Below are 17,606 nucleotides of genomic sequence, written 5' to 3'. Positions count from 1 at the left end.
CGCGCGCCCTCGCGCGCCCCTCACGCCTCCAAGCGCCCCGGCGCGCCTGGTTTTCGCACATCCCCTGCCTTTTCGGGACTTGTGAGGGCGCCCACACTGGTGGGAACAGGGGAAATGGGGTGGGGCGTGTGACATCGCGATACCCGGGTGCCGGGAGCCCGGGGGACACGGCCGGGATCGGCATCGGGGACGGTGCCGACGCCGGTGCCGAGGAAGGCGTCCGGGAGGGCTCCGGCGCCGCGCGGACCGCCGCGAAGCCGCCGCCCCCGCGCCCGGCGGCCGCGCCGCCGATCCCGCATCGACGCGGCGGCGGCACCGGCGAGGAGGACTGGAGCGCGTCGACCCGCTACATGTGCGCGGGCGCCCGCCTCGACGAGGGTTTCGCCCGCCGGGTGGTGCACGAACTGCGGCACGAGCGCTACCGGGCCTGCGCCCCTTCCTACGGCGTCGACCTCGACCGGGTGGGCACGCACGCCGAGCAGACCCTGGCGGACCTGCGCAAACGGGACCTGGTGGTCGGCGGCGCCTTCGTGGTGTCGCTGCTGCTGGCCCCGCCGGCCACGGTCGTGTACTGGTTCGCCACCGCCTTCCTGCCGGCCGGCACCCCGCAGGGCTCCGCCGCGCCCCGGTGGGCGCGCGGCCGGGAGCGGCCCCGCGACCCGGCCGTCCTGGCCGTGCTGCGGGCGCTGGCCGTGCAGGTCCTGGTGCTGCTCGCCGCGAGCTGGCTGACCCCGCTGGTGCCGGTGTGGCTCAACGACGTCCCGGTGGCCACCTTCCTGCTGACGCTCGTCCTGCTGGTCGTCTGCCCCTGGGTGTTCACCTGGGAGCAGCGCGGCCGGGCGTGGAAAGCGGTCCGCGAGGAGCTGACCCGGGAGGCGTTCGGCTCGGCCGCCGACGGCCCGCCCCTGGACCGGGACGCGGCCGGGCTGCCGCAGTCCTCGGTCGGCGGCGACGCCAACCTCGTCGTCTACAGCGGCTACCGCCCCTTCGTCGGCGCGGGCGACGAGGTCACCTCCTGGTCGTTCGCCATGCGGCTGACCCCCGAGGGGCACGAGCCCGGTACGGGCGCCGAGCCGCCGCCGGTGCCCTTCGACACCGCCGGCCTGGTCCGGCGGATGGCGGACGACCTGGACGCGCTGCGCGCGGACGCGGTCTCCCCCATGGACCGCGTCCCCGGGCTGGAGGTCACGGAGAAGGTCTTCGTCCACGGCACCGAACTGCGGCAGAACTCGCTGTTCGGCGAGGCCGTGTTCTGGCCGGGCGCCGCCGGGCACTGGCCGCCCGAGGGAAGGCCCGCCGATCAGCTGTCCTCGGAGCGCATCGCCACCGCCCGGGGCACCATCGACGGGCCGGTGCGGCACTGCCTGTGCGCCCAGGTGCGCAGTTGGGGCACGGACCTGGTGCTGTCGGTGTTCGTGCAGGTCGCCGTGAGCGCGTCGACCCTGTACCTGCAGGCGAACACCCTGGTGCTGACGCCCGTCAAGGAGGAGTACCGGGTGGCCGACTCGGTCGCGCGCCCCGAGGACCCCCAGGACGCCGGGAGCACCGCCCCGGGCCTGGCCGACGCGCTGCTGCACAGCCGCTCGGTGCTGCAGTCCGCGCCGGCCGCCGCCTTCTCGGAGCTGCGCGCTCTCGCCCGGCGGCAGCGCGCGCTGCAGGCACAGCGCGCGGCCATGACCGACGACCGGCGCTACGACTTCGGGGCCCGGCTCAGCCTCCGCGAGCTCGCCTCCTCGCACGCCTTCCGGGACTTCTTCCAGCGGGTGGACGTCAACCGCATCGGCAAGCAGATCGAGCTGCAGGTCCTGGGCACCGTCGCCGAGTTCCTCGCCGAACACGGCATGGACCTCGGTGATCTGACGCGGCACCGCAACGTCATCCTCAACCAGGGGATCATGATGACCGGAGGATCCATGAGCGGCAGCATCGCCGCCGGGGCCGGCGCCGCGGCCCTGTCCACCGCTCCCGCGCCGCAGCCGGCCGCATCCCCCGGCGAGGGGGGTGGCCCGCGATGACGGGGACCGGCGAACCGCGGACCAACCACGGCATCGTCATCGGCGGGAACGCCCGGGTCGGCGACTCGGCCCTGGCCGCCGGGGCGGGCGCCGTCGCCCACCGCACCGGAGCCACGTCCCCCGCCACCGACGGCGCGCTCGCCGCCCTCGATGAACTGACGCGCCGGCTGGAGGCGTTGGAGGACACCGAGGCGGCGCGCGCCGAGGCCGAGGCGCTGGCCCGGGACCTGGTCGCCGGGCAGACCGACGGCGAGCGCGTCGAGCGGCGTCTCGCCCGGCTCCGGGCGCTCATCGGCGACGCCACGGCGCTGACGGGCCTCGTCACCGCGGTGCACGCAAGTGTGCGGGCGATCACCGGTGGCTGAGCACCGGCGCCGGACGGCGGCGCTCGCCCTGCTGCTCGGCTGCGCGACCGCGGTCGTGGCCTGTTCGCCGGCCGGGCACTCCGCCACGGACAAGGGCGGCGAAGGTCCGCGTACGACGGCCGTGTTCACCCCGCGCCGGCCCTTGGGCGAGGAGCGGTTGCGGCAGACCGCCGACCTGATGCGCCGTCGCGCGGAGGGCTTCGGGCTCCGGGACGTCGAGGTGCGCACGGCCGACGGCAAGGTCACGGTCTCCGCGCGGGGCGCCGCCTCGCAGCAGCTTGCCGCCGAGCAGCTCGCCGCGCTCGGCAAGCCGGCGGTGCTGGTCCTCCGGCCGGTGGTCGCGGTCGCGCTGTCCGCCGACGCGGTGCCCTCCGCGCCGGCGGGTGCCGGGGGCGCGGACTTCGAGTCGCTCGACTGCTCGGTGGCCGCCGACCGTACGGACCATCAACGGGGCGACGGGGAGCGAACGGTGGCGTGCGCCACGGAGGTCGTGGGCGGGGTGCGGGCGAAGTACCTGCTCGACCCGGTCGCGCTCAACGGCACCGAGATCAGCAGCGCCGAGGCGGTCTTCGACCGGCAGAACGGCACCGGGTGGCGGATCCAGCTGCGGCTGACCGCCGCCGGCGCCAGGACCTTCCAGGACGTCACCGGCCGGCTGGCCACGCGGATGAGCCCCAACAACCAGTTCGCCATGGTGCTGGACGGCGCGGTGCTGTCCGCCCCCGCGGTGAACCAGGCGATCCCCGGCGGGACGGCCGTCATCACCGGCAACTTCACGCGCGCGTCGGCGGGCCTGCTGGCCGCGCAGATCAGCGGCGGCTCGTTGCCGACACCGATGGACGTGTCGTCCATGACGCGCTGAGGCGCTTCATGGACGACGACGTCCGCGGTGTCAGGGTGCGAGGGCCGCGGTCTGCCCGGAGACCACCGACGCGAGCCCGTGCAGATCGCGGGCGCTGCCGGTGATGCCGGACAGGAAGCTCTCCGCCCGGGGTGAGGCCGAGTCGGTCAGCCACTCGGGGTCGACGTCGCAGACCGTGATCTTGACGCCCGTGCCCTCCAGCGCGAGCGGGAGGGTGTGCACGACCGTGGAGGGGAAGCTGAGGATCGTGTGACCGATGGGACCCCGCCGGGCGACCAGCTCCAGGGGCAGGTCGGGCCGCACGATCTGCAGACCGGTCTCGACGGAGAGCCGGTGCAGTTTCTCGACGCTCTCACGGCGGTGCGCGAAGTAGCGGGTGGCACCGTGGCTCCTGGCCAGGATGCCGACCGCGGTCATGTACTGCTCCAGGTCGACGACGCCGGTCTCCACCAGGGAGGTGCCGACGATGTCGGTGCCGGCGCTGATGGTCGGGGGACCGAAGCGGGCCCGCGTCCAGGCGAACCGGTTGGCGCGCAGCGCCATGCCGGACGGCGGCGTGGCGGGCATCGAGCTGAACAGCTCGACCTGCCGTCCGCGGCCCGGGGTCAGACGCCGCCGGGCAGCCGAGGCGAAGACGCCGAACGCGGCGTCCGCCGGGGAGGCCCGCCGGCCGCTGCGGTGCCACCGGACCAGCCGGGCGCCCTTGGTCAGCAGCTCGGTGAACTCCATGGTCGCCGTGCCGTCGTCCACGACGATGATCTCCCGCGCCCGGGTGAGCGGCAGGAGGACCTGCACCAGCCGGGAGAAGGGGTCACCGAGGACGACCCGGCCCGCGGAACGCAGGGCCGGGGTGAGCTCGGCCGCGGTGCGCAGCAGGGAGCCCCGTGAGGAGCGTGCCTCGCACCAGCGGACCACGATGCCCTCGTCCATCGCCAGCTCCGCCATACGGCGCAGCTGCCCGCGCGTCATGGGGTCGCGCGGGGCGAGGGCCACCACGGTGAGCGGTCGGCCGGGTGCCACCGGGCCCGGGGCGGCCGAAGCCGCCCCGGGTCGCGGTGTGGGCACCGCGGGCGGGTGAACATGCGCCCACTCCAGCACGTTGAGCAGCTGAACGGGGCTCTCTACGAGTGCCAGAGTGCCGCTGTCGCCCATGGATCAGGCCGACACCGACTCGGCGTCGGCGGCGGCCGCAGCGGCAGCCTCCTGCTCGGCGATGACGCCGGGCACGCGGCGCAGCTTCTTCATCGGGCCGAGCTCGCCCTCGTAGACCTTCTTGACACCGTCGCCGAGCGCGGACTCGATGATGCGGATGTCGCGGACCAGGCGGTCCAGACCCTGCGGCTCCACCGAGGCGGCCTGGTCGGAGCCCCAGTTCGCGCGGTCCAGGGTGATGTGGCGCTCGACGAAGACGGCACCGAGGGCGACCGCCGCGAGGGTGGTCTGCAGGCCGATCTCGTGGCCGGAGTAGCCGACGGGCACGTTCGGGAACTCACGCTGCAGCGTGTTGATCATCCGCAGGTTGAGCTCCTCGTGCTTCGCCGGGTACGTCGACGTGGCGTGGCACAGGATGATGTTGTCGCTGCCGAGGACCTCCACCGCGTGGCGGATCTGCTTCGGCGTGGACATGCCCGTGGAGAGGATGACGGTCTTGCCGGTGGCGCGCAGGGCGACCAGCAGCTCGTCGTCGGTCAGCGAGGCCGAGGCGACCTTGTGGACGCGGACGTTCTCGAACTTCTCCAGGAACTCGACCGAGGGGACGTCCCACGGGGAGGCGAACCAGTCGATGCCCTTGCTGACGCAGTACTCGTCGATGGCGCGGTACTGCTCCTCACCGAACTCCACCTTGTGGCGGTACTCGATGTAGGTCATCCGGCCCCAGGGGGTGTCCCGCTCGATCTCCCACTGGTCGCGGGGGGTGCAGATCTCCGGGGTGCGCTTCTGGAACTTCACACCGTCGGCGCCGGCCTCGACGGCCGCGTCGATCAGGGCGAAGGCGTCCTCGAGGGAGCCGTTGTGGTTGATGCCGATCTCGCCGGTGACGTAGACGGGCTGGCCGGGGCCGACCAGGCGGTCGCCGATCGGACGAAGGCGGGCGGGGGTGGTGGTCACTGGGAGAGTTCCCTTCGGGAAAGAGAGGGGCCGAGGATCCACGAGGCGACCTCGCGGATCGCACCGCGCCCTCCGGGCGTTGCGGTGATGGAGCGGGCGGCGTCCTTGACCACGTCGTGCGCGTTGGCGACGGCGGTCGGCCAGCCGACGAGCGCGAAGCAGCCGAGGTCATTGACGTCGTTGCCGACGTAAAGGACCCGCTCTGGGGCGATACCTTGCTCCTCGCACCACTGCTTCAGTGCGAGGTCCTTGCGGTCGATGCCGTGGAGCACGGGGACCTTGAGCTTGCGGGCCCGTGCGGCGACGACCGGGTTGGTCTCCGTGGACAGGATCAGGACCGGAAGTCCGTTGTCGCGCAGGGCGGCGATCCCGAGCCCGTCACCACGGTGCACCGTGACGGTCTCGCGTCCCTCGGAGTCGACCAGCACCGTGTCGTCGGTCTGGGTGCCGTCGAAGTCGAGTACGACCGCGTCGATGTCGGCGCGGGTCGGCAGGGCGGCCGGTGCCGCGGACTCGTCGGTCCTGGCGGCGGAGCCGGTCGCGGGGTCGAGCAGTGGGGCCAGGGCGCGGGCGCGGGACAGGTCGTCCGGCTCGTCGATCTCCAGCACCCGGGCGGGGTCGGTGCGCACCAGCGCGGTGTGGCCGAAGAACCGGTGCTTGGCCTCGCGGAAGCCCTCGACGCGCATCGCGTAGGCGGCGCCGGTCTCCAGGAGGTCCTGCGGGCGGTCCTGGCGGCGCGGGCGGTGCGCCTTGTCGTGGTTGACACCGTACCCGCCGGTGGTGGTGGCCAGGGCCGTACGGGCCTCGCCGGTGACGGAGGCGGTGCCCACCGTACCCGGCGCGGCGGCCGCGGCGCCCATCTCGTCGGCGGCGTCGCGCCAGATGAAGCCGTGGAACGGCGCGACGGTCACGGCCGTGTCGGCGCCGTCCTCGACGACCGCCGCGGCGACCCCGTTGACGTCCTCGACGGAGATGAACGGGCTGGTGCACTGCACGAGCAGCACGACATCCGCGCTGACCCCGGACATCGCCTGGTAGGCGTCCATGGCGTGCAGGACCGCGGCCTCGCTGGTCGCGGTGTCACCGGCGATGGCCGCCGGGCGCAGCACGACCTCGGCGCCGGCGGCGCGGGCCGCGTCGGCGATCTCGGGGTCGTCGGTGGAGACGACCACGTCGGTGATCAACTCGGCCTCGCGGCAGGCGCGCACGGCGCGGGCGACCAGCGGCACGCCGCCGACGGGGGCGAGGTTCTTGCCGGGTACGCCCTTCGAGCCGCCGCGGGCGGGAATGACGGCCAACACCGTTGGCATGGGGGCTCCTTGCGATTTGAGGGGACTCACAGCTGGCCCCATCGGCGGATCACGGGCGCGACGCGCTGGACGCCCTGCCGGTACGCGGTGCGCGCGGAATTGCGCGCGAAATCGCGTACGGCGCGGCGCAGCGCGCTCGGCTCGGCGGGCTCCACGGCGGCGCCGGGCAGCGGCTCGCCCTTCGGGTCCAGGCTGTGCCGGGCGAGGACTCCGGGGAGATAACCGGGCGCGGTGGCGGTGGTGTAGTACGGCGCGAGCGGAGGCAGCTCGTCCGCGGCGGCGAGCGCGGTGACGCGCTCACGCACCGTGCGGAACGGGTCGCCGTCCGAGGCGATGCCCTGGGCACGGGCCCACGAGGGGCGCACGCGGGGCACCTGGCCCGCGTCGATGTGGTCCCAGGAGGCGTAGGCGCCGGACCCCAGGAAGTGGTGGTTGCCCAGCGACTCGCGGATGCCGAGATCGGTGAGGATCGCGGTCGGGATGCCGCGGTGCATGGACTCCAGCGCGGCCGTGGAGCTGACCGTGACCAGCAGGTCCGTGTGGTCCAGGACCTCGCCCATGTGCCCGTAGACGAGCTTGAGGTTCTTGGGCGGGTCCAGCCGGGCCACCAGCTTCTGGTACGGCTGCTCCTCGATGTGCGTGGTGTGCTCACCGGGCTTGCTGCGCAGCTTGACCAGCACCTCGCGGTCCGGGTGGAAGCGGGCGTGGTCCACCGCGCGGCGCAGCAGGTACATGCGGTCCTTGCGGCTGTCCGGGACGGACGGCTGGACCGCGAAGACGACGGTGAAGGGCCGGTCCGTCGAGGGCTCGTACGGGGTGCCCTCCAGGAACGGCAGGGCGGTCTCCACGATGGAGCCCGCGTTCGCCCCGACGCCCTCGTACACCGCGCGGAAGCGGTCGGCGTCGTGCGCGCTGTTCGCCAGGACCGCGTCGGCGCCGGAGCGCAGCAGCAGGCCGTCGGCGAGCTTCTCGTAGACGACGCCGACGTAGCCGGTGACGACCACGGGCCGGCGGGGGGTGCCTTCCCAGGCACGGGCGAGCCCGTGCAGCATGGCCTGGACGGTGCCGCCGACGCAGGACAGCACGACCACGTCCGCGGTGTCGCGGCTGGTCGTGGCCAGGAACTCGGCCGCCGTGACCTCGCGCATGGAGTCCGCGGGGATGCCGACCTCGGTGAGCTGGCGCTCGGTCGGCGTCGCACGCCCGCGGAGCAGGCGGGCGTCGAGCCGCGCCTCGGGGGCGATACGGCGGGCCGTCAGCGCACCCCATTTCCATCGGGTGTCCGAGTCGGCGAGAACGGTGACCCTGATCGGGTCGGCGGTACTTGCTGGCACGCCGCAAAGCTAGGAAGACATTCCTAGCGGGCGCCCAACGCCACGCCAACGGACGGTTAACAACACGCCGCCGGATGAAGAACCAGCACGCCAGGCTGACGCATTCACAAACCCGACACCCCACGTTCACCAAAGAGCCTGCGTCGTGTCAGCGCGCGGGGCGCCGGGGGCCATAGGGTGCGCCCCGTGAGTAAGCTTTCCGTCATCGTCCCGTTCTACAACGTGCAGGCGTTTGCTCCTGACATGTTGAGAAGTCTCCGTGCGAACGCCCGGTCGGATTTCGAATTCATCCTGGTGAACGATTGCGCCACGGATGAAACGCCGAAAATCCTCGAGCGCGCCCTGCCGGACCTCCCCGGGGCGAGACTGATCTCGCACGAGCAGAACGGCGGCCTCGCCACCGCCCGCAACACGGGCATCGACGCCGCCAAGGGCGAGTACGTGACCTTCCTCGACGGTGACGACTGGCTGGCCGAGGGCTACCTGCCCCAGCTGCTGGACGCCATCGAGACCCTGGGCACCGACTTCGTCCGCACCGACCACGTCGTCGTGCACGGCCGCAAGCGCACCGTCGCCCGTGTCCCGCACGGCCGCCGCGGGGTCTCGCTGGACCCGCGCGCGGCGATCCTGCCGGCCGACCGAACGACCTCGGTGGACTACCCGTACGCCTGGGCCGGGATCTATCACCGCCGGCTGGTCGACGCCGGGCTGCTGCACTTCCCCGACGGGCTGCGCACCGCCGAGGACCGGCCGTGGATCTGGCGGCTGCACCGCGAGGCGAAGAGCTTCGCCGTCGTCGGCCTGCTGGGGGTCTTCTACCGGCGCGGCGTGGCCACCTCGCTGACGCAGATCGGCGACGTCCGGCAGCTGGACTTCATCCGCTCCTTCGACCAGGTGCTCGCCGAGACGGCGACGGACCCGGAGGCGGACCGCTTCATGCCCAAGGCCGTGCGCACCTACTGCGCGGTGATCTCGCACCACCTCGGGGCCATGGGCCGTTACGAGCCCCAGGTGGCCCGTAAGCTGAAGGCCATGAGCGCCGCAGCCCTCCGGCAGATGCCCCAGGACCTCCTCGCCGAGGCTCTGGACTCGATGGACATGGAACGCAGTCTGCGCCTGCGCAGGCTGCTGCGCCGGCGGATCGGCGGCGGGGCGGTGGCCGCGTAATGGGCCGTACCCAGGTCTTCCTGGCGGCCGGCCTCACCGGCGTGGCCGCGCTGGCCGCCGCGCTGGACGCGGGGCTGCTGACCCCGGCCGACCGGCGCCTGCTGCTGATCAGCAACAACGCCCCGGTGCCCGAGATCTCGCCCGCCGCGGACGCCATGGCCGGCTTCGAGGCGCTGCGCGGCCGCTTCGACCGCGTGCTGTCGTGGAACGAGGCGATCGCCCCGCTGCACCCGCGCGGCTGGACGCCGCGGCTGGACGACGTGCCGATGTGGGAGCGCCATCTGCGGCGGCTGTGGGACCTCGGGGACGACGAGCTGGAGCTGGTCGTCGAGTCGCTGCACGTCGACCCGGCGCTCGCCCTGGTCAACGTCTTCACCGGCGCGCCGGTCGTGGCGTTCGCGGACGGGCTCACGGCGTACGGCCCGAGCCCCAACAAGCTGGAGCCGCTGGTCACCACGCGTGTCGGCCGGCTGCTGCACCTGGGGCTCGTGCCCGGACTGCGCCCGCTGATGCTGTCGGAGTACGGCGTGCCGGACGAGGTCGTCCCGGCCGAGGCGTTCACCAAGGTCCTCGCGGAGGTCGCCACGGCCGCGGAGCTCACCGCGGACGGCGACACCCCGCCGAAGGGCGGAGCCCTGCTGCTCGGCCAGCACCTGTCCGCGCTGGAGATCCTCAGCGACCGGCAGGAGGAGGAGCTCCACGTGCGCATGCTGCGCGGGGCCGTCGCCGCCGGGCACCGCACGATCGTCTTCAAGCCGCACCCGACGGCTCCCGCGCACCGGGCGGGGCAGCTGGAGCGAGAGGCGGCGGAGCTGGGCGCCGAACTGCATGTGGCCGATCCGGCGCAGCCGGCCGAGGTGCTCTTCCAGAGCCTCCGCCCCGAGCTGGTCGTCGGCTGCTTCTCCACGGCGCTGTTCACCGCGTACGCGCTCTACGGGCTGCCGGTCGCCCGGACCGGCACCGGGACGGTGCTGGAGCGCCTGACGGTCTACGCCGACAGCACCCGCGTCCCCGTCACCATCGCCGACCGTCTGCTGCCCGACGTGGCCGACAGCGCCGCGGTGGCCGGCTGGACCCCGCCGGTCGCCGATCGCGTCGCCTCCGAGCTCGCGCCGCTGCTGCGCGCCGTCGCCTTCTGCATGCAGCCGCAGATGTACGCGTCCCTGCGCGAGGAGACCGCCGCCTACCTGTCGAACCGCGTCAACGCCGGCAGCCTGCGCTACTTCACCCGGCGCCGGCTCTCCAGGCTCGCCCTCCCCGGTGGGGTGCCGGCCCAGCTGGCCTTCCTGCCGAACAACCCGGCCGTGCGCCGGGCGGCCCGCCGGCTGCGTCACGTGGCACGCCGCGGCTGATCCGGCGGACGGGGCGCGCTAGCGCGCCCCGTCCGGTGCGAGGGTCTCCGCGATGCCGGCGACGACGATCCGCAGGCCGGTCTCGAAACGGGCCTCGTAGTTGCCGAACATCTCCTCGCTCACCGCTCCCAGCAGGGGGTACGCGGCACCGAGCTGCTCCCTGCGCGCGTCGGGGTCGTAGCGCTCGTCGCGCTCGCCGGGGACCGGCTGCACCGCCTGTTCCTCGATCACGAAGCCGACCGTGAAGGTGTAGGCGGTGAACCACGCGTTGAGGGCGTTCTCGACGCTGAACCCCTGCGCCACGAAGGCGCCCAGGTAGCGCTCCAGCGACCCCGCGTGCGTGAGGTCGGTCAGATGGGTGCCGCTGAAGACCTTGGCGCCGTCGCGGTGGGCCAGCAGTGCCTCCCGGGTGCCCCGGCAGGCGTCCGTGATCCAGTCCCGCCAGCCCGACCCCGGGACGTCCTGCCGCACGCCGCGGTCGAGCATCCGGCGCAGCATCTCCGTCGCCATCGCGTCCAGCAGGGCCTGCTTGTTCGCGAAGTGCCAGTACAGCGCCGGGGCCTGCACGTTCAGCTCCTTGGCGAGCCGGCGCAGGGTCAGCCCCTCCAGCCCCACCTCGTCCAGCAGGAGCAGGGCGGTTTCCGCCACTTTGTTGCGATCCAGTCGTGTCGTCGCCACGTGCTCTCCCTGTCGGCCGTAGGCACCCCTTGACAATTTAACACCGTTAAGGCGACCCTCGGGACATGGAACTTAACAGCGTTAAGGAAACGGGCACGGGGACGGGAACCGCGGCGGACGTCCTGGTCGTCGGCGCGGGGCCCACCGGTCTCGCCCTCGGCATCGACCTCGCCCGCCGCGGCGTGCCCGCGCTCGTGCTGGAGCGTTCCGGCGAGCTGTTCCCCGGCTCCCGGGGCAAGGGGCTGCAGCCCCGCTCCCTGGAGGTGCTGGACGACCTCGGCGTGGTCGAACGGGTGCTGGCCTGCGGCGACCATTACAAGAACGGCCTGGTGTGGCAGGACGGGAAGCCGGTCCACGAGTGGGAGATGTTCGAACGGGTGGCCCCGACCCCGCACGCCCCCTACGGCGCGACCTGGATGGTCCCCCAGTGGCGCACCCAGGAGATCCTGCACGCACGGCTGCGCGAACTGGGCGGCTCCGTCTGCTTCGGCGCGGAGGTGACCGGCGTCGTCCAGGACACGGGGGGCGTCACCGCGCTGCTCGCGGACGGCACGACCCTGCGGGCGTCGTACCTGGTCGCCGCCGACGGCGGGCGCAGCGGCGTCCGCCGGGCCCTGGGCGTCACGATGACCGGCGAGACCGTCGACCCCGACCCGTTGCTGGTGGCCGACGTGCGCCTGACCGGCCTGGACCGCGAGCACACCCATGTGTGGCGGGGCGCGGACGGCGACAGCGCGGTGGTCTTCCCGATGGGCGGCACCGCCGACCACTTCCAGTTCGTCGCCACCTGCAAGAACGGCACCGACCGCCCCGACACCACGCCCGACGGTGTGCGCAAGGCGATCACGCTGCGCACCCACCTGTCCGCCGAGGACGTCCACGAGGTCATGTGGAGCTCGGACTTCCGGCCGCGCGCCGCGCTCGCCGACCGCTTCCGGGACGGCCGGGTCCTGCTGGCCGGCGACGCCGCGCACATCCACTCCCCGGCCGGCGGCCAGGGCCTCAACACCGGCCTCCAGGACGCCTACAACCTCGGCTGGAAGCTCGGCCAGGTGCTGCGGCACGGCGCCGACGCGTCTCTGCTGGACAGCTACGAGCAGGAGCGGCTGCCGGTTGCCGCCGACGTCCTGGGCATGAGCACCCATCTGCACCGCAGCACCATCAGCCAGGGCAACCCGATGAGCCAACGCAGCTCGGTGGTGCATCAGTTGGGCGTCGGCTACCGCGGGGGCCCGCTCACCGCCGAGACCCGCGACGGCCTGGCCGACGCGGCGCTGCGGGCCGGTGACCGCGCCCCGGACGCACCGCTCGCCGACGGCGGCCGGCTGTTCGACGTCTTCCGCGGCCCGCACTTCACCGTGCTGGCGATCGGCGCCGAGCCGCCCGCCGCCCTGCCGGAATTCGCCCGCGCGCACCGCGAGGAGTCCGGCGGCGCCGCCCACCAGGCGTACGGCGACGGCCTGTTCGTGGTCCGCCCGGACGGCTACGTGGGGCTGGCGACGGACGACCCGCGGCAGGTGGGCGCGTATCTGGCCCGCTTCCGCGGCTGACCCGGCCTCAGAGGGCGTCGGTGGGGACGTAGGTGCCCCAGACCTCGCGCAGCGCGTCGCAGACCTCGCCGACCGTGGCGCGGGCGCGCAGCGCGTCCTTCATCGGGTACAGCACACCCCCTTCGGCCGCCCCGCCCGCCCCGCCCTCCGCGGCTCTGCGCAGCGCGCCCAGCGCCGCCGTGACGGCCCGCCGGTCCCGCCGGGCGCGCAGGGCCGCGAGCCGCTCCGCCTGGGCGGCCTCGATCGCGGGGTCGACGCGCAGCGGCCGGTACGGCTCCTCCTCGTCGAGCCGGAAGCGGTTCACCCCGACGACGACCCGTTCACCGGAGTCCGTCTCCTGGGCGATCCGGTAGGCGTTCCGCTCGATCTCCGACTTCTGGAAGCCGCGCTCGATGGCACCGACCGCGCCGCCCATGTCCTCCACCCTGCGCATCAGGTCCAGCGCCGCAGCCTCGACCTCGTCGGTCATCGTCTCGACCACGTAGGAGCCGGCGAACGGGTCCACCGTCGCCGTCACGTCGGTCTCGTACGCCAGCACCTGCTGGGTGCGCAGCGCGAGCCGGGCCGACTTCTCGGTGGGCAGCGCGATGGCCTCGTCGAAGGCGTTGGTGTGCAGTGACTGCGTGCCGCCCAGCACCGCCGCCAGCCCCTGGACGGCGACCCGTACCAGGTTCACCTCCGGCTGCTGCGCGGTGAGCTGCACGCCCGCCGTCTGCGTGTGGAAGCGCAGCATCTGCGACCCGGGGTCGCGCGCGCCGAACTCCTCGCGCATCACGCGGGCCCAGATCCGGCGCGCGGCACGGAACTTGGCGACCTCCTCCAGGAGCGTCGTCCGTGACACGAAGAAGAACGACAGCCGGGGCGCGAAGTCGTCCACGTCCATGCCGGCGGCGAGGGCGGTGCGGACGTACGCGATGCCGTCCGCCAGGGTGAAGGCGATCTCCTGCGCGGGCGAGGCCCCGGCCTCGGCCATGTGGTAGCCGGAGATGGAGATCGTGTTCCAGCGCGGGACCTCGGCGCGGCAGTAGCGGAACAGGTCCGCCACCAGCCGCAGGGAGGGCGCCGGCGGGAAGATCCAGGTCCCGCGGGCGATGTACTCCTTGAGCACGTCGTTCTGGATCGTGCCGGTCAGCCGGTCGGCGGGGACCCCCTGCTCCTCGCCGACCAGCTGGTACATCAGCAGCAGCAGGGCGGCCGGAGCGTTGATGGTCATGGACGTGGAGACCTCGCCGAGCGGGATGCCGCCGAACAGCACTCCCATGTCCTCGACCGAGTCGATCGCCACCCCGACCTTCCCGACCTCGCCGTGCGCGATCGGGGCGTCGCTGTCGTGGCCCATCTGCGTGGGCAGGTCGAAGGCGACGGACAGGCCGGTCGTGCCGTGGGCGATCAGCTGCCGGTAGCGGGCGTTGGAATCCGCGGCGGTGCCGAAGCCGGCGTACTGGCGCATCGTCCAGGGGCGGGTGGTGTACATCGTCGGGTGGACGCCGCGGGTGTACGGGTACCCGCCGGGCTCGCCGAGCCTCTCCGCCGGATTCCAGCCGTCCAGTGCGGCGGGGCCGTAGACCGGCTCGATCGGCAGACCGGATTCGGACTCGCGTGCCATGCGTCATCCTCCAGGGATTCGCCCCCTGGTCCCCAGTGTGCGGCGATGTCCCGCGATGTTGGCGCAACTACATGCCGGGGAAATCAGTCCAAGGGGGTACCGGTTCTCACAGGGGGATGCAATGGGACTCATATCGATCACCCGATCACGCGCGGCCGCCGCGGCCGCCGCCCTTCTCACCGCGGCGCTGCTCGCCGGCTGCACCGCCCACGCCACCGAGCCCGCGGCCGCCCCGGGCTCGTCCGTCACCGCGGCCGGCGGGGACGGCCCGCGCCCGGCCGGCACGCCGAGCACCGGCACCTCGTCGGCCCCGACCCCGACGACCCCGGTCACCACCCCGACGACCGCCACGCCGAGTCCGTCCGGCACGCCGAAGGCGCCGCACACCGCCCGCCCGGCCGTGGTCATGGCACCCGGCAGCAACAGCGCCACGGTGCGCGAACTCCAGGCCCGTCTGCGGCAGCTCGGGCTCTTCGACCGTGCCCCCACCGGCTACTACGGCAGCGTCACCAAGGCCGCGGTCCGCACCTTCCAGGGCAAGCACGGCCTGGCCGCCTCCGGCACGGTCACCAAGTCCACCTGGACCAAGCTCCGTTCCCTGACCCGGCAGCCCACCCGCGCCGCGATGTACCCGCCGACCACCAACCCGGTGGCCGAGCTGGACCCGCGCTGCCTGCACGGCCGCGTCCTGTGCGTCAGCAAGACCAGCCGCACCCTGGCCTGGGTGATCGACGGCAAGGTCGTCTCCGCGATGGACGTCCGCTTCGGCTCCCAGTACACGCCCACCCGCGAGGGCACCTTCAGCGTGTTCGCCAAGAGCCGCCACCACGTCTCGACGATCTACCACACGTCCATGCCGTACGCGATGTTCTTCAGCGGCGGGCAAGCGGTGCACTACTCCCCCGACTTCGCGGCGCGCGGCTACGCGGGCGCGTCCCACGGCTGCGTCAACGTACGCGACCTCAACAAGGTCTCGGCGCTCTTCGACCAGGTCAGGATCGGCGACAAGGTCGTCGTCCACTGGTGACCGGCGACCGGTGACCCGCTACCGGGGCTCCCCGGCGAGCAGCGCGTCCAGCGCGCGCCCGAACACCCGTCGGCCGGCCCACGCCGTGGGCCGGCCGAACGCCTTGGGCAGCCCGCGCACCCGCAGGTCCTCGCGCCACACGATCCGCGACCCGGGCCCCGGGTCGCTCGGCCACACCTCGATCTCGGCCCAGCCCAGCACCACCGCGCCCCGCTTCTCCAGCCGGCAGCGGCCTGGTCCGCCGCCGGCGTCCGGCGGCTCCCAGCGCACGATCTCCATGGGGTCGGCGAAGGACAGCGGGCCGATGCCGGTCCGCGCGGTGAAGCCCGTGTCGCCGTCGCGGACGACCGTGGTCAGCGGGACGTGGGCGGCGTGCCGTTCCCAGTCGGTGACCCGCCGCCAGGCCTCGGCGGGCGACAGGGGCGACTCGCGTTCGACATGGAAGGTCGTGGTCACGACGGCCAATCTATGGCTCCGGCCGCCGACGGGAGGGGACGCGGGCAGGGCGGGGGGAAAGCGCCCCGCCCACGTCCCTCGTTGGGGGCCCGATACGGGGAGACCGGGCTGCCCCTCGACCGATGACCAGTCGGTCTACTGGTTAAAGCGCCCAGGGGGCCGAAAGTGTCACTCCCCCGGAGGCCGGGGCGTGCGGCGGGGTACGGCGGCCGGCAGGTGTCACTGGCCGCCGGGGCGGGCCGGTCGCCGCTCACCGGAACGATGGTGCGCGCCGGAACGGTTCTTCCCGTTCCCGTTGCCCGCGTGGTGCCGCGGGCCGGGGCCGTCGTCCTGGGAGCCGGCCTTGCCCGCCTCGCCGCCGCGCCGGACGTGCGTCGCGAGCACCGTGGCGCAGTAGCGCCGCACCGCGGGCTGGCCGCTGCCGCCCGCCGCCTTGCGGAGTTGCTTCCAGATCTGCTCGTCGGTCTTCCCGCGACGCCAGCCGGCCGCGGCGTAGGCGCGGCACAACGCCGTGGGACCGATCGCCTCGCGGCGGTGCGGCGCGGCGGCCCGCGAGGCCCCGGGAGCACCCGGGACGACGGTCCCGCCCGGCACGGTGCCGACCGGGAACCCGCGTGAGGACCGCGAGGGCACGGGCGCGCCCGGCGAGACCGCCGGGGTGGCCGGGCGGGTGCCGCCCGTCGCCTGCGGGGCCGCGCCCTGGGTGTGCACCGGCGCGGGCGCCTCGTCCCCACCGCTCAGCAGGACCGGCAGCGCGCCCGCCGCGGCGGCGAGGGCGACCCCGGCGACGGCCGCGGTGGCCAGCAGGGTGCCGCTGAAGGCCCTGGCGGTACGGCTCTTGGGCCCGCCGGGGCGCCAGTCGTCCGCGTCACGGCCGCCGCCCCTGTCCCCGTCCCCGCGCCCGGCGGCGACGGACGGCAGCTCCGGCCCGCCGTCCCGCGCGTCGCGGAAGGCGGCGAGAACCGCCTCCTCGCGCGCCGGGTCGACCGTCGCGGGCGCGGCGGCCGCGGCCAGCATCCGCGCGAGGGCGGCGGCACGCGGGTCCGTCCGCGCGGTCTCGGCGGTGTCGTTCCCCGCCGCCCCGCGCAACAGCCTTTCGGCGGTGGTGTCGTCGAGCCAGTCCAGTCCCTTGTTATCGCTCATCTCATGTCCTCAAGCGTTCGAGACGCCGAAAACGTCACACCTGACGACCCGTCGTCGGATTCCAGCAGTTCAGCGAGGCGCCGCAGGCCACGGCTGGTGGCCATGCGCATCGCCCCCGGCCGCTTGCCCACCACCGCGGCGGCGGCACGGGAGTCCAGCCCCATCACGACGCGCAGCAGGACCGCCTCCGCCTGGTCCCGGGGAAGGGCCGCGATCGCGGCCAGCGCGGCACCGGTGCCCACGGCGGCGACCGCCTCCTCGGCGGTGTCGGAACGGCCGGGCCGGTCGAGCAGTTCCTCCACCCCGGCGGCGGTCAGCGGGCGGCGGCCCACGGCCCGCAAGTGGTCCAGCGCCCGGTTGCGGGCGATCCGCGCCGCCCAGCCGCGCAGCGCGTCCCCGTCGCCGTGGAACGACGACAGGTCCCGGGCGATCTGCAGCCACGCCTCCGATGCCACGTCCTCGGCGTCCCCCACGCCGACCAGCGAGCGTACGTACTGCAGCAGTTGCGGTTGCACCGCTCGGTACACGAACCGGAAGCCGTCCTCGTCCCCTTCTTGCGCCGCGCGTACCGCGGTCGCCAAATCCACGTTCGAGCCTCCCCCTTGGAATCGCGCACCATACTGCCCCATGGC

At 73.8% G+C, this 17,606-nt stretch carries 16 protein-coding genes; 7 read left to right on the top strand and 9 right to left on the bottom strand.

Annotated elements, in window-relative coordinates; genetic code table 11:
* Nucleotides 1-128: 128 nt before the first annotated feature.
* The 3 genes from ACFYXS_RS25140 to ACFYXS_RS25130 are packed head-to-tail and all read left to right on the top strand — an operon-like array spanning nucleotide 129 to nucleotide 3,242.
* On the top strand, nucleotides 129-2,015 hold the full coding sequence (locus ACFYXS_RS25140; RefSeq protein ID WP_389251898.1) for a hypothetical protein: 1,887 nt from the start codon (nucleotides 129-131) through the stop codon (nucleotides 2,013-2,015).
* The gene (locus tag ACFYXS_RS25135; RefSeq protein WP_389251896.1) at nucleotides 2,012-2,380 is read left to right on the top strand and encodes a hypothetical protein; all 369 of its coding nucleotides are present in this window, start codon (nucleotides 2,012-2,014) and stop codon (nucleotides 2,378-2,380) included. Before ACFYXS_RS25140 ends, ACFYXS_RS25135 begins: the two co-directional genes overlap by 4 nt.
* Nucleotides 2,373-3,242, top strand: a complete 870-nt coding sequence (locus ACFYXS_RS25130) for a hypothetical protein (RefSeq protein WP_389251894.1) — start codon at nucleotides 2,373-2,375, stop codon at nucleotides 3,240-3,242. The genes ACFYXS_RS25135 and ACFYXS_RS25130 overlap by 8 nt, the downstream gene beginning before the upstream one ends.
* Before the next feature lie 30 nt (nucleotides 3,243-3,272).
* Here ACFYXS_RS25130 and ACFYXS_RS25125 read toward each other — a convergent pair whose 3' ends face one another.
* Genes ACFYXS_RS25125 through ACFYXS_RS25110 form a run of 4 tightly spaced genes read right to left on the bottom strand, consistent with a single transcriptional unit; the run spans nucleotide 3,273 to nucleotide 7,995 of the window.
* Nucleotides 3,273-4,394: a hypothetical protein gene (locus ACFYXS_RS25125; RefSeq protein WP_389251892.1), complete on the bottom strand. Its 1,122-nt coding sequence runs from the start codon at nucleotides 4,392-4,394 to the stop codon at nucleotides 3,273-3,275.
* A 3-nt stretch (nucleotides 4,395-4,397) separates the two neighbouring features.
* Nucleotides 4,398-5,351: an N-acetylneuraminate synthase family protein gene (locus tag ACFYXS_RS25120; RefSeq protein ID WP_389251890.1), complete on the bottom strand. Its 954-nt coding sequence runs from the start codon at nucleotides 5,349-5,351 to the stop codon at nucleotides 4,398-4,400.
* Nucleotides 5,348-6,661 (bottom strand): cytidylyltransferase domain-containing protein, encoded by a 1,314-nt coding sequence (locus ACFYXS_RS25115; protein ID WP_389251887.1) that lies wholly within the window; start codon nucleotides 6,659-6,661, stop codon nucleotides 5,348-5,350. Before ACFYXS_RS25115 ends, ACFYXS_RS25120 begins: the two co-directional genes overlap by 4 nt.
* 26 nt (nucleotides 6,662-6,687) lie before the next feature.
* Nucleotides 6,688-7,995 carry a DUF6716 putative glycosyltransferase gene (locus ACFYXS_RS25110; protein ID WP_389251885.1) on the bottom strand — a complete coding sequence of 436 codons (1,308 nt, stop codon included), beginning with the start codon at nucleotides 7,993-7,995 and terminating at the stop codon, nucleotides 6,688-6,690.
* A 186-nt stretch (nucleotides 7,996-8,181) separates the two neighbouring features.
* On the opposite strand from ACFYXS_RS25110, the gene ACFYXS_RS25105 reads away from it, so the two are divergent.
* Nucleotides 8,182-9,162, top strand: a complete 981-nt coding sequence (locus tag ACFYXS_RS25105; protein WP_389251883.1) for a glycosyltransferase family 2 protein — start codon at nucleotides 8,182-8,184, stop codon at nucleotides 9,160-9,162.
* Nucleotides 9,162-10,514: a polysialyltransferase family glycosyltransferase gene (locus ACFYXS_RS25100; RefSeq protein WP_389251881.1), complete on the top strand. Its 1,353-nt coding sequence runs from the start codon at nucleotides 9,162-9,164 to the stop codon at nucleotides 10,512-10,514. The genes ACFYXS_RS25105 and ACFYXS_RS25100 overlap by 1 nt, the downstream gene beginning before the upstream one ends.
* A gap of 18 nt (nucleotides 10,515-10,532) precedes the next feature.
* On the opposite strand, the gene ACFYXS_RS25095 is transcribed toward ACFYXS_RS25100, so the two are convergent.
* On the bottom strand, nucleotides 10,533-11,192 hold the full coding sequence (locus ACFYXS_RS25095; RefSeq protein ID WP_389251879.1) for a TetR/AcrR family transcriptional regulator C-terminal domain-containing protein: 660 nt from the start codon (nucleotides 11,190-11,192) through the stop codon (nucleotides 10,533-10,535).
* 65 nt (nucleotides 11,193-11,257) lie between these two features.
* Here ACFYXS_RS25095 and ACFYXS_RS25090 point away from each other — a divergent pair, with 65 nt between their 5' ends.
* Entirely contained in the window at nucleotides 11,258-12,742 is a 1,485-nt protein-coding gene (locus ACFYXS_RS25090) for an FAD-dependent monooxygenase (RefSeq protein ID WP_389251876.1), read from the top strand.
* 7 nt (nucleotides 12,743-12,749) lie between these two features.
* On the opposite strand, the gene ACFYXS_RS25085 is transcribed toward ACFYXS_RS25090, so the two are convergent.
* On the bottom strand, nucleotides 12,750-14,348 hold the full coding sequence (locus ACFYXS_RS25085) for a methylmalonyl-CoA mutase (protein WP_389251874.1): 1,599 nt from the start codon (nucleotides 14,346-14,348) through the stop codon (nucleotides 12,750-12,752).
* 121 nt (nucleotides 14,349-14,469) lie between these two features.
* Between ACFYXS_RS25085 and ACFYXS_RS25080 the strand changes: the two genes are divergently transcribed.
* The gene (locus ACFYXS_RS25080; protein WP_389251872.1) at nucleotides 14,470-15,375 is read left to right on the top strand and encodes a peptidoglycan-binding protein; all 906 of its coding nucleotides are present in this window, start codon (nucleotides 14,470-14,472) and stop codon (nucleotides 15,373-15,375) included.
* Nucleotides 15,376-15,393: 18 nt separating this feature from the next.
* Here ACFYXS_RS25080 and ACFYXS_RS25075 read toward each other — a convergent pair whose 3' ends face one another.
* The 3 genes from ACFYXS_RS25075 to ACFYXS_RS25065 all read right to left on the bottom strand — a co-directional run bounded on the left by ACFYXS_RS25075 (nucleotide 15,394) and on the right by ACFYXS_RS25065 (nucleotide 17,603).
* Nucleotides 15,394-15,831: an SRPBCC family protein gene (locus ACFYXS_RS25075; protein WP_389251870.1), complete on the bottom strand. Its 438-nt coding sequence runs from the start codon at nucleotides 15,829-15,831 to the stop codon at nucleotides 15,394-15,396.
* A 219-nt stretch (nucleotides 15,832-16,050) separates the two neighbouring features.
* On the bottom strand, nucleotides 16,051-16,974 hold the full coding sequence (locus tag ACFYXS_RS25070) for a hypothetical protein (protein ID WP_389251868.1): 924 nt from the start codon (nucleotides 16,972-16,974) through the stop codon (nucleotides 16,051-16,053).
* Nucleotides 16,971-17,603, bottom strand: a complete 633-nt coding sequence (locus ACFYXS_RS25065; RefSeq protein ID WP_389251866.1) for an RNA polymerase sigma factor — start codon at nucleotides 17,601-17,603, stop codon at nucleotides 16,971-16,973. The genes ACFYXS_RS25070 and ACFYXS_RS25065 overlap by 4 nt, the downstream gene beginning before the upstream one ends.
* Nucleotides 17,604-17,606: the final 3 nt, after the last annotated feature.

The sequence above is a fragment of the Streptomyces sp. NPDC002574 genome (assembly GCF_042889545.1).
Taxonomy (GTDB): Bacteria; Actinomycetota; Actinomycetes; order Streptomycetales; family Streptomycetaceae; genus Actinacidiphila.
This window is presented reverse-complemented; position numbering and strand designations above follow the sequence as displayed.

Excerpts from the sequence above, each read along its gene's own strand:
- ACFYXS_RS25100 (WP_389251881.1), top strand. The coding sequence starts at position 9,162 with ATGGGCCGTACCCAGGTCTTCCTGGCGGCCGGCCTCACCGGCGTGGCC.
- ACFYXS_RS25135 (WP_389251896.1), top strand. The coding sequence starts at position 2,012 with ATGACGGGGACCGGCGAACCGCGGACCAACCACGGCATCGTCATCGGC.
- ACFYXS_RS25080 (WP_389251872.1), top strand. The coding sequence starts at position 14,470 with ATGGGACTCATATCGATCACCCGATCACGCGCGGCCGCCGCGGCCGCC.
- ACFYXS_RS25085 (WP_389251874.1), bottom strand. The coding sequence starts at position 14,348 with ATGGCACGCGAGTCCGAATCCGGTCTGCCGATCGAGCCGGTCTACGGC.
- ACFYXS_RS25125 (WP_389251892.1), bottom strand. The coding sequence starts at position 4,394 with ATGGGCGACAGCGGCACTCTGGCACTCGTAGAGAGCCCCGTTCAGCTG.
- ACFYXS_RS25090 (WP_389251876.1), top strand. The coding sequence starts at position 11,258 with ATGGAACTTAACAGCGTTAAGGAAACGGGCACGGGGACGGGAACCGCG.
- ACFYXS_RS25065 (WP_389251866.1), bottom strand. The coding sequence starts at position 17,603 with ATGGGGCAGTATGGTGCGCGATTCCAAGGGGGAGGCTCGAACGTGGAT.
- ACFYXS_RS25115 (WP_389251887.1), bottom strand. The coding sequence starts at position 6,661 with ATGCCAACGGTGTTGGCCGTCATTCCCGCCCGCGGCGGCTCGAAGGGC.
- ACFYXS_RS25070 (WP_389251868.1), bottom strand. The coding sequence starts at position 16,974 with ATGAGCGATAACAAGGGACTGGACTGGCTCGACGACACCACCGCCGAA.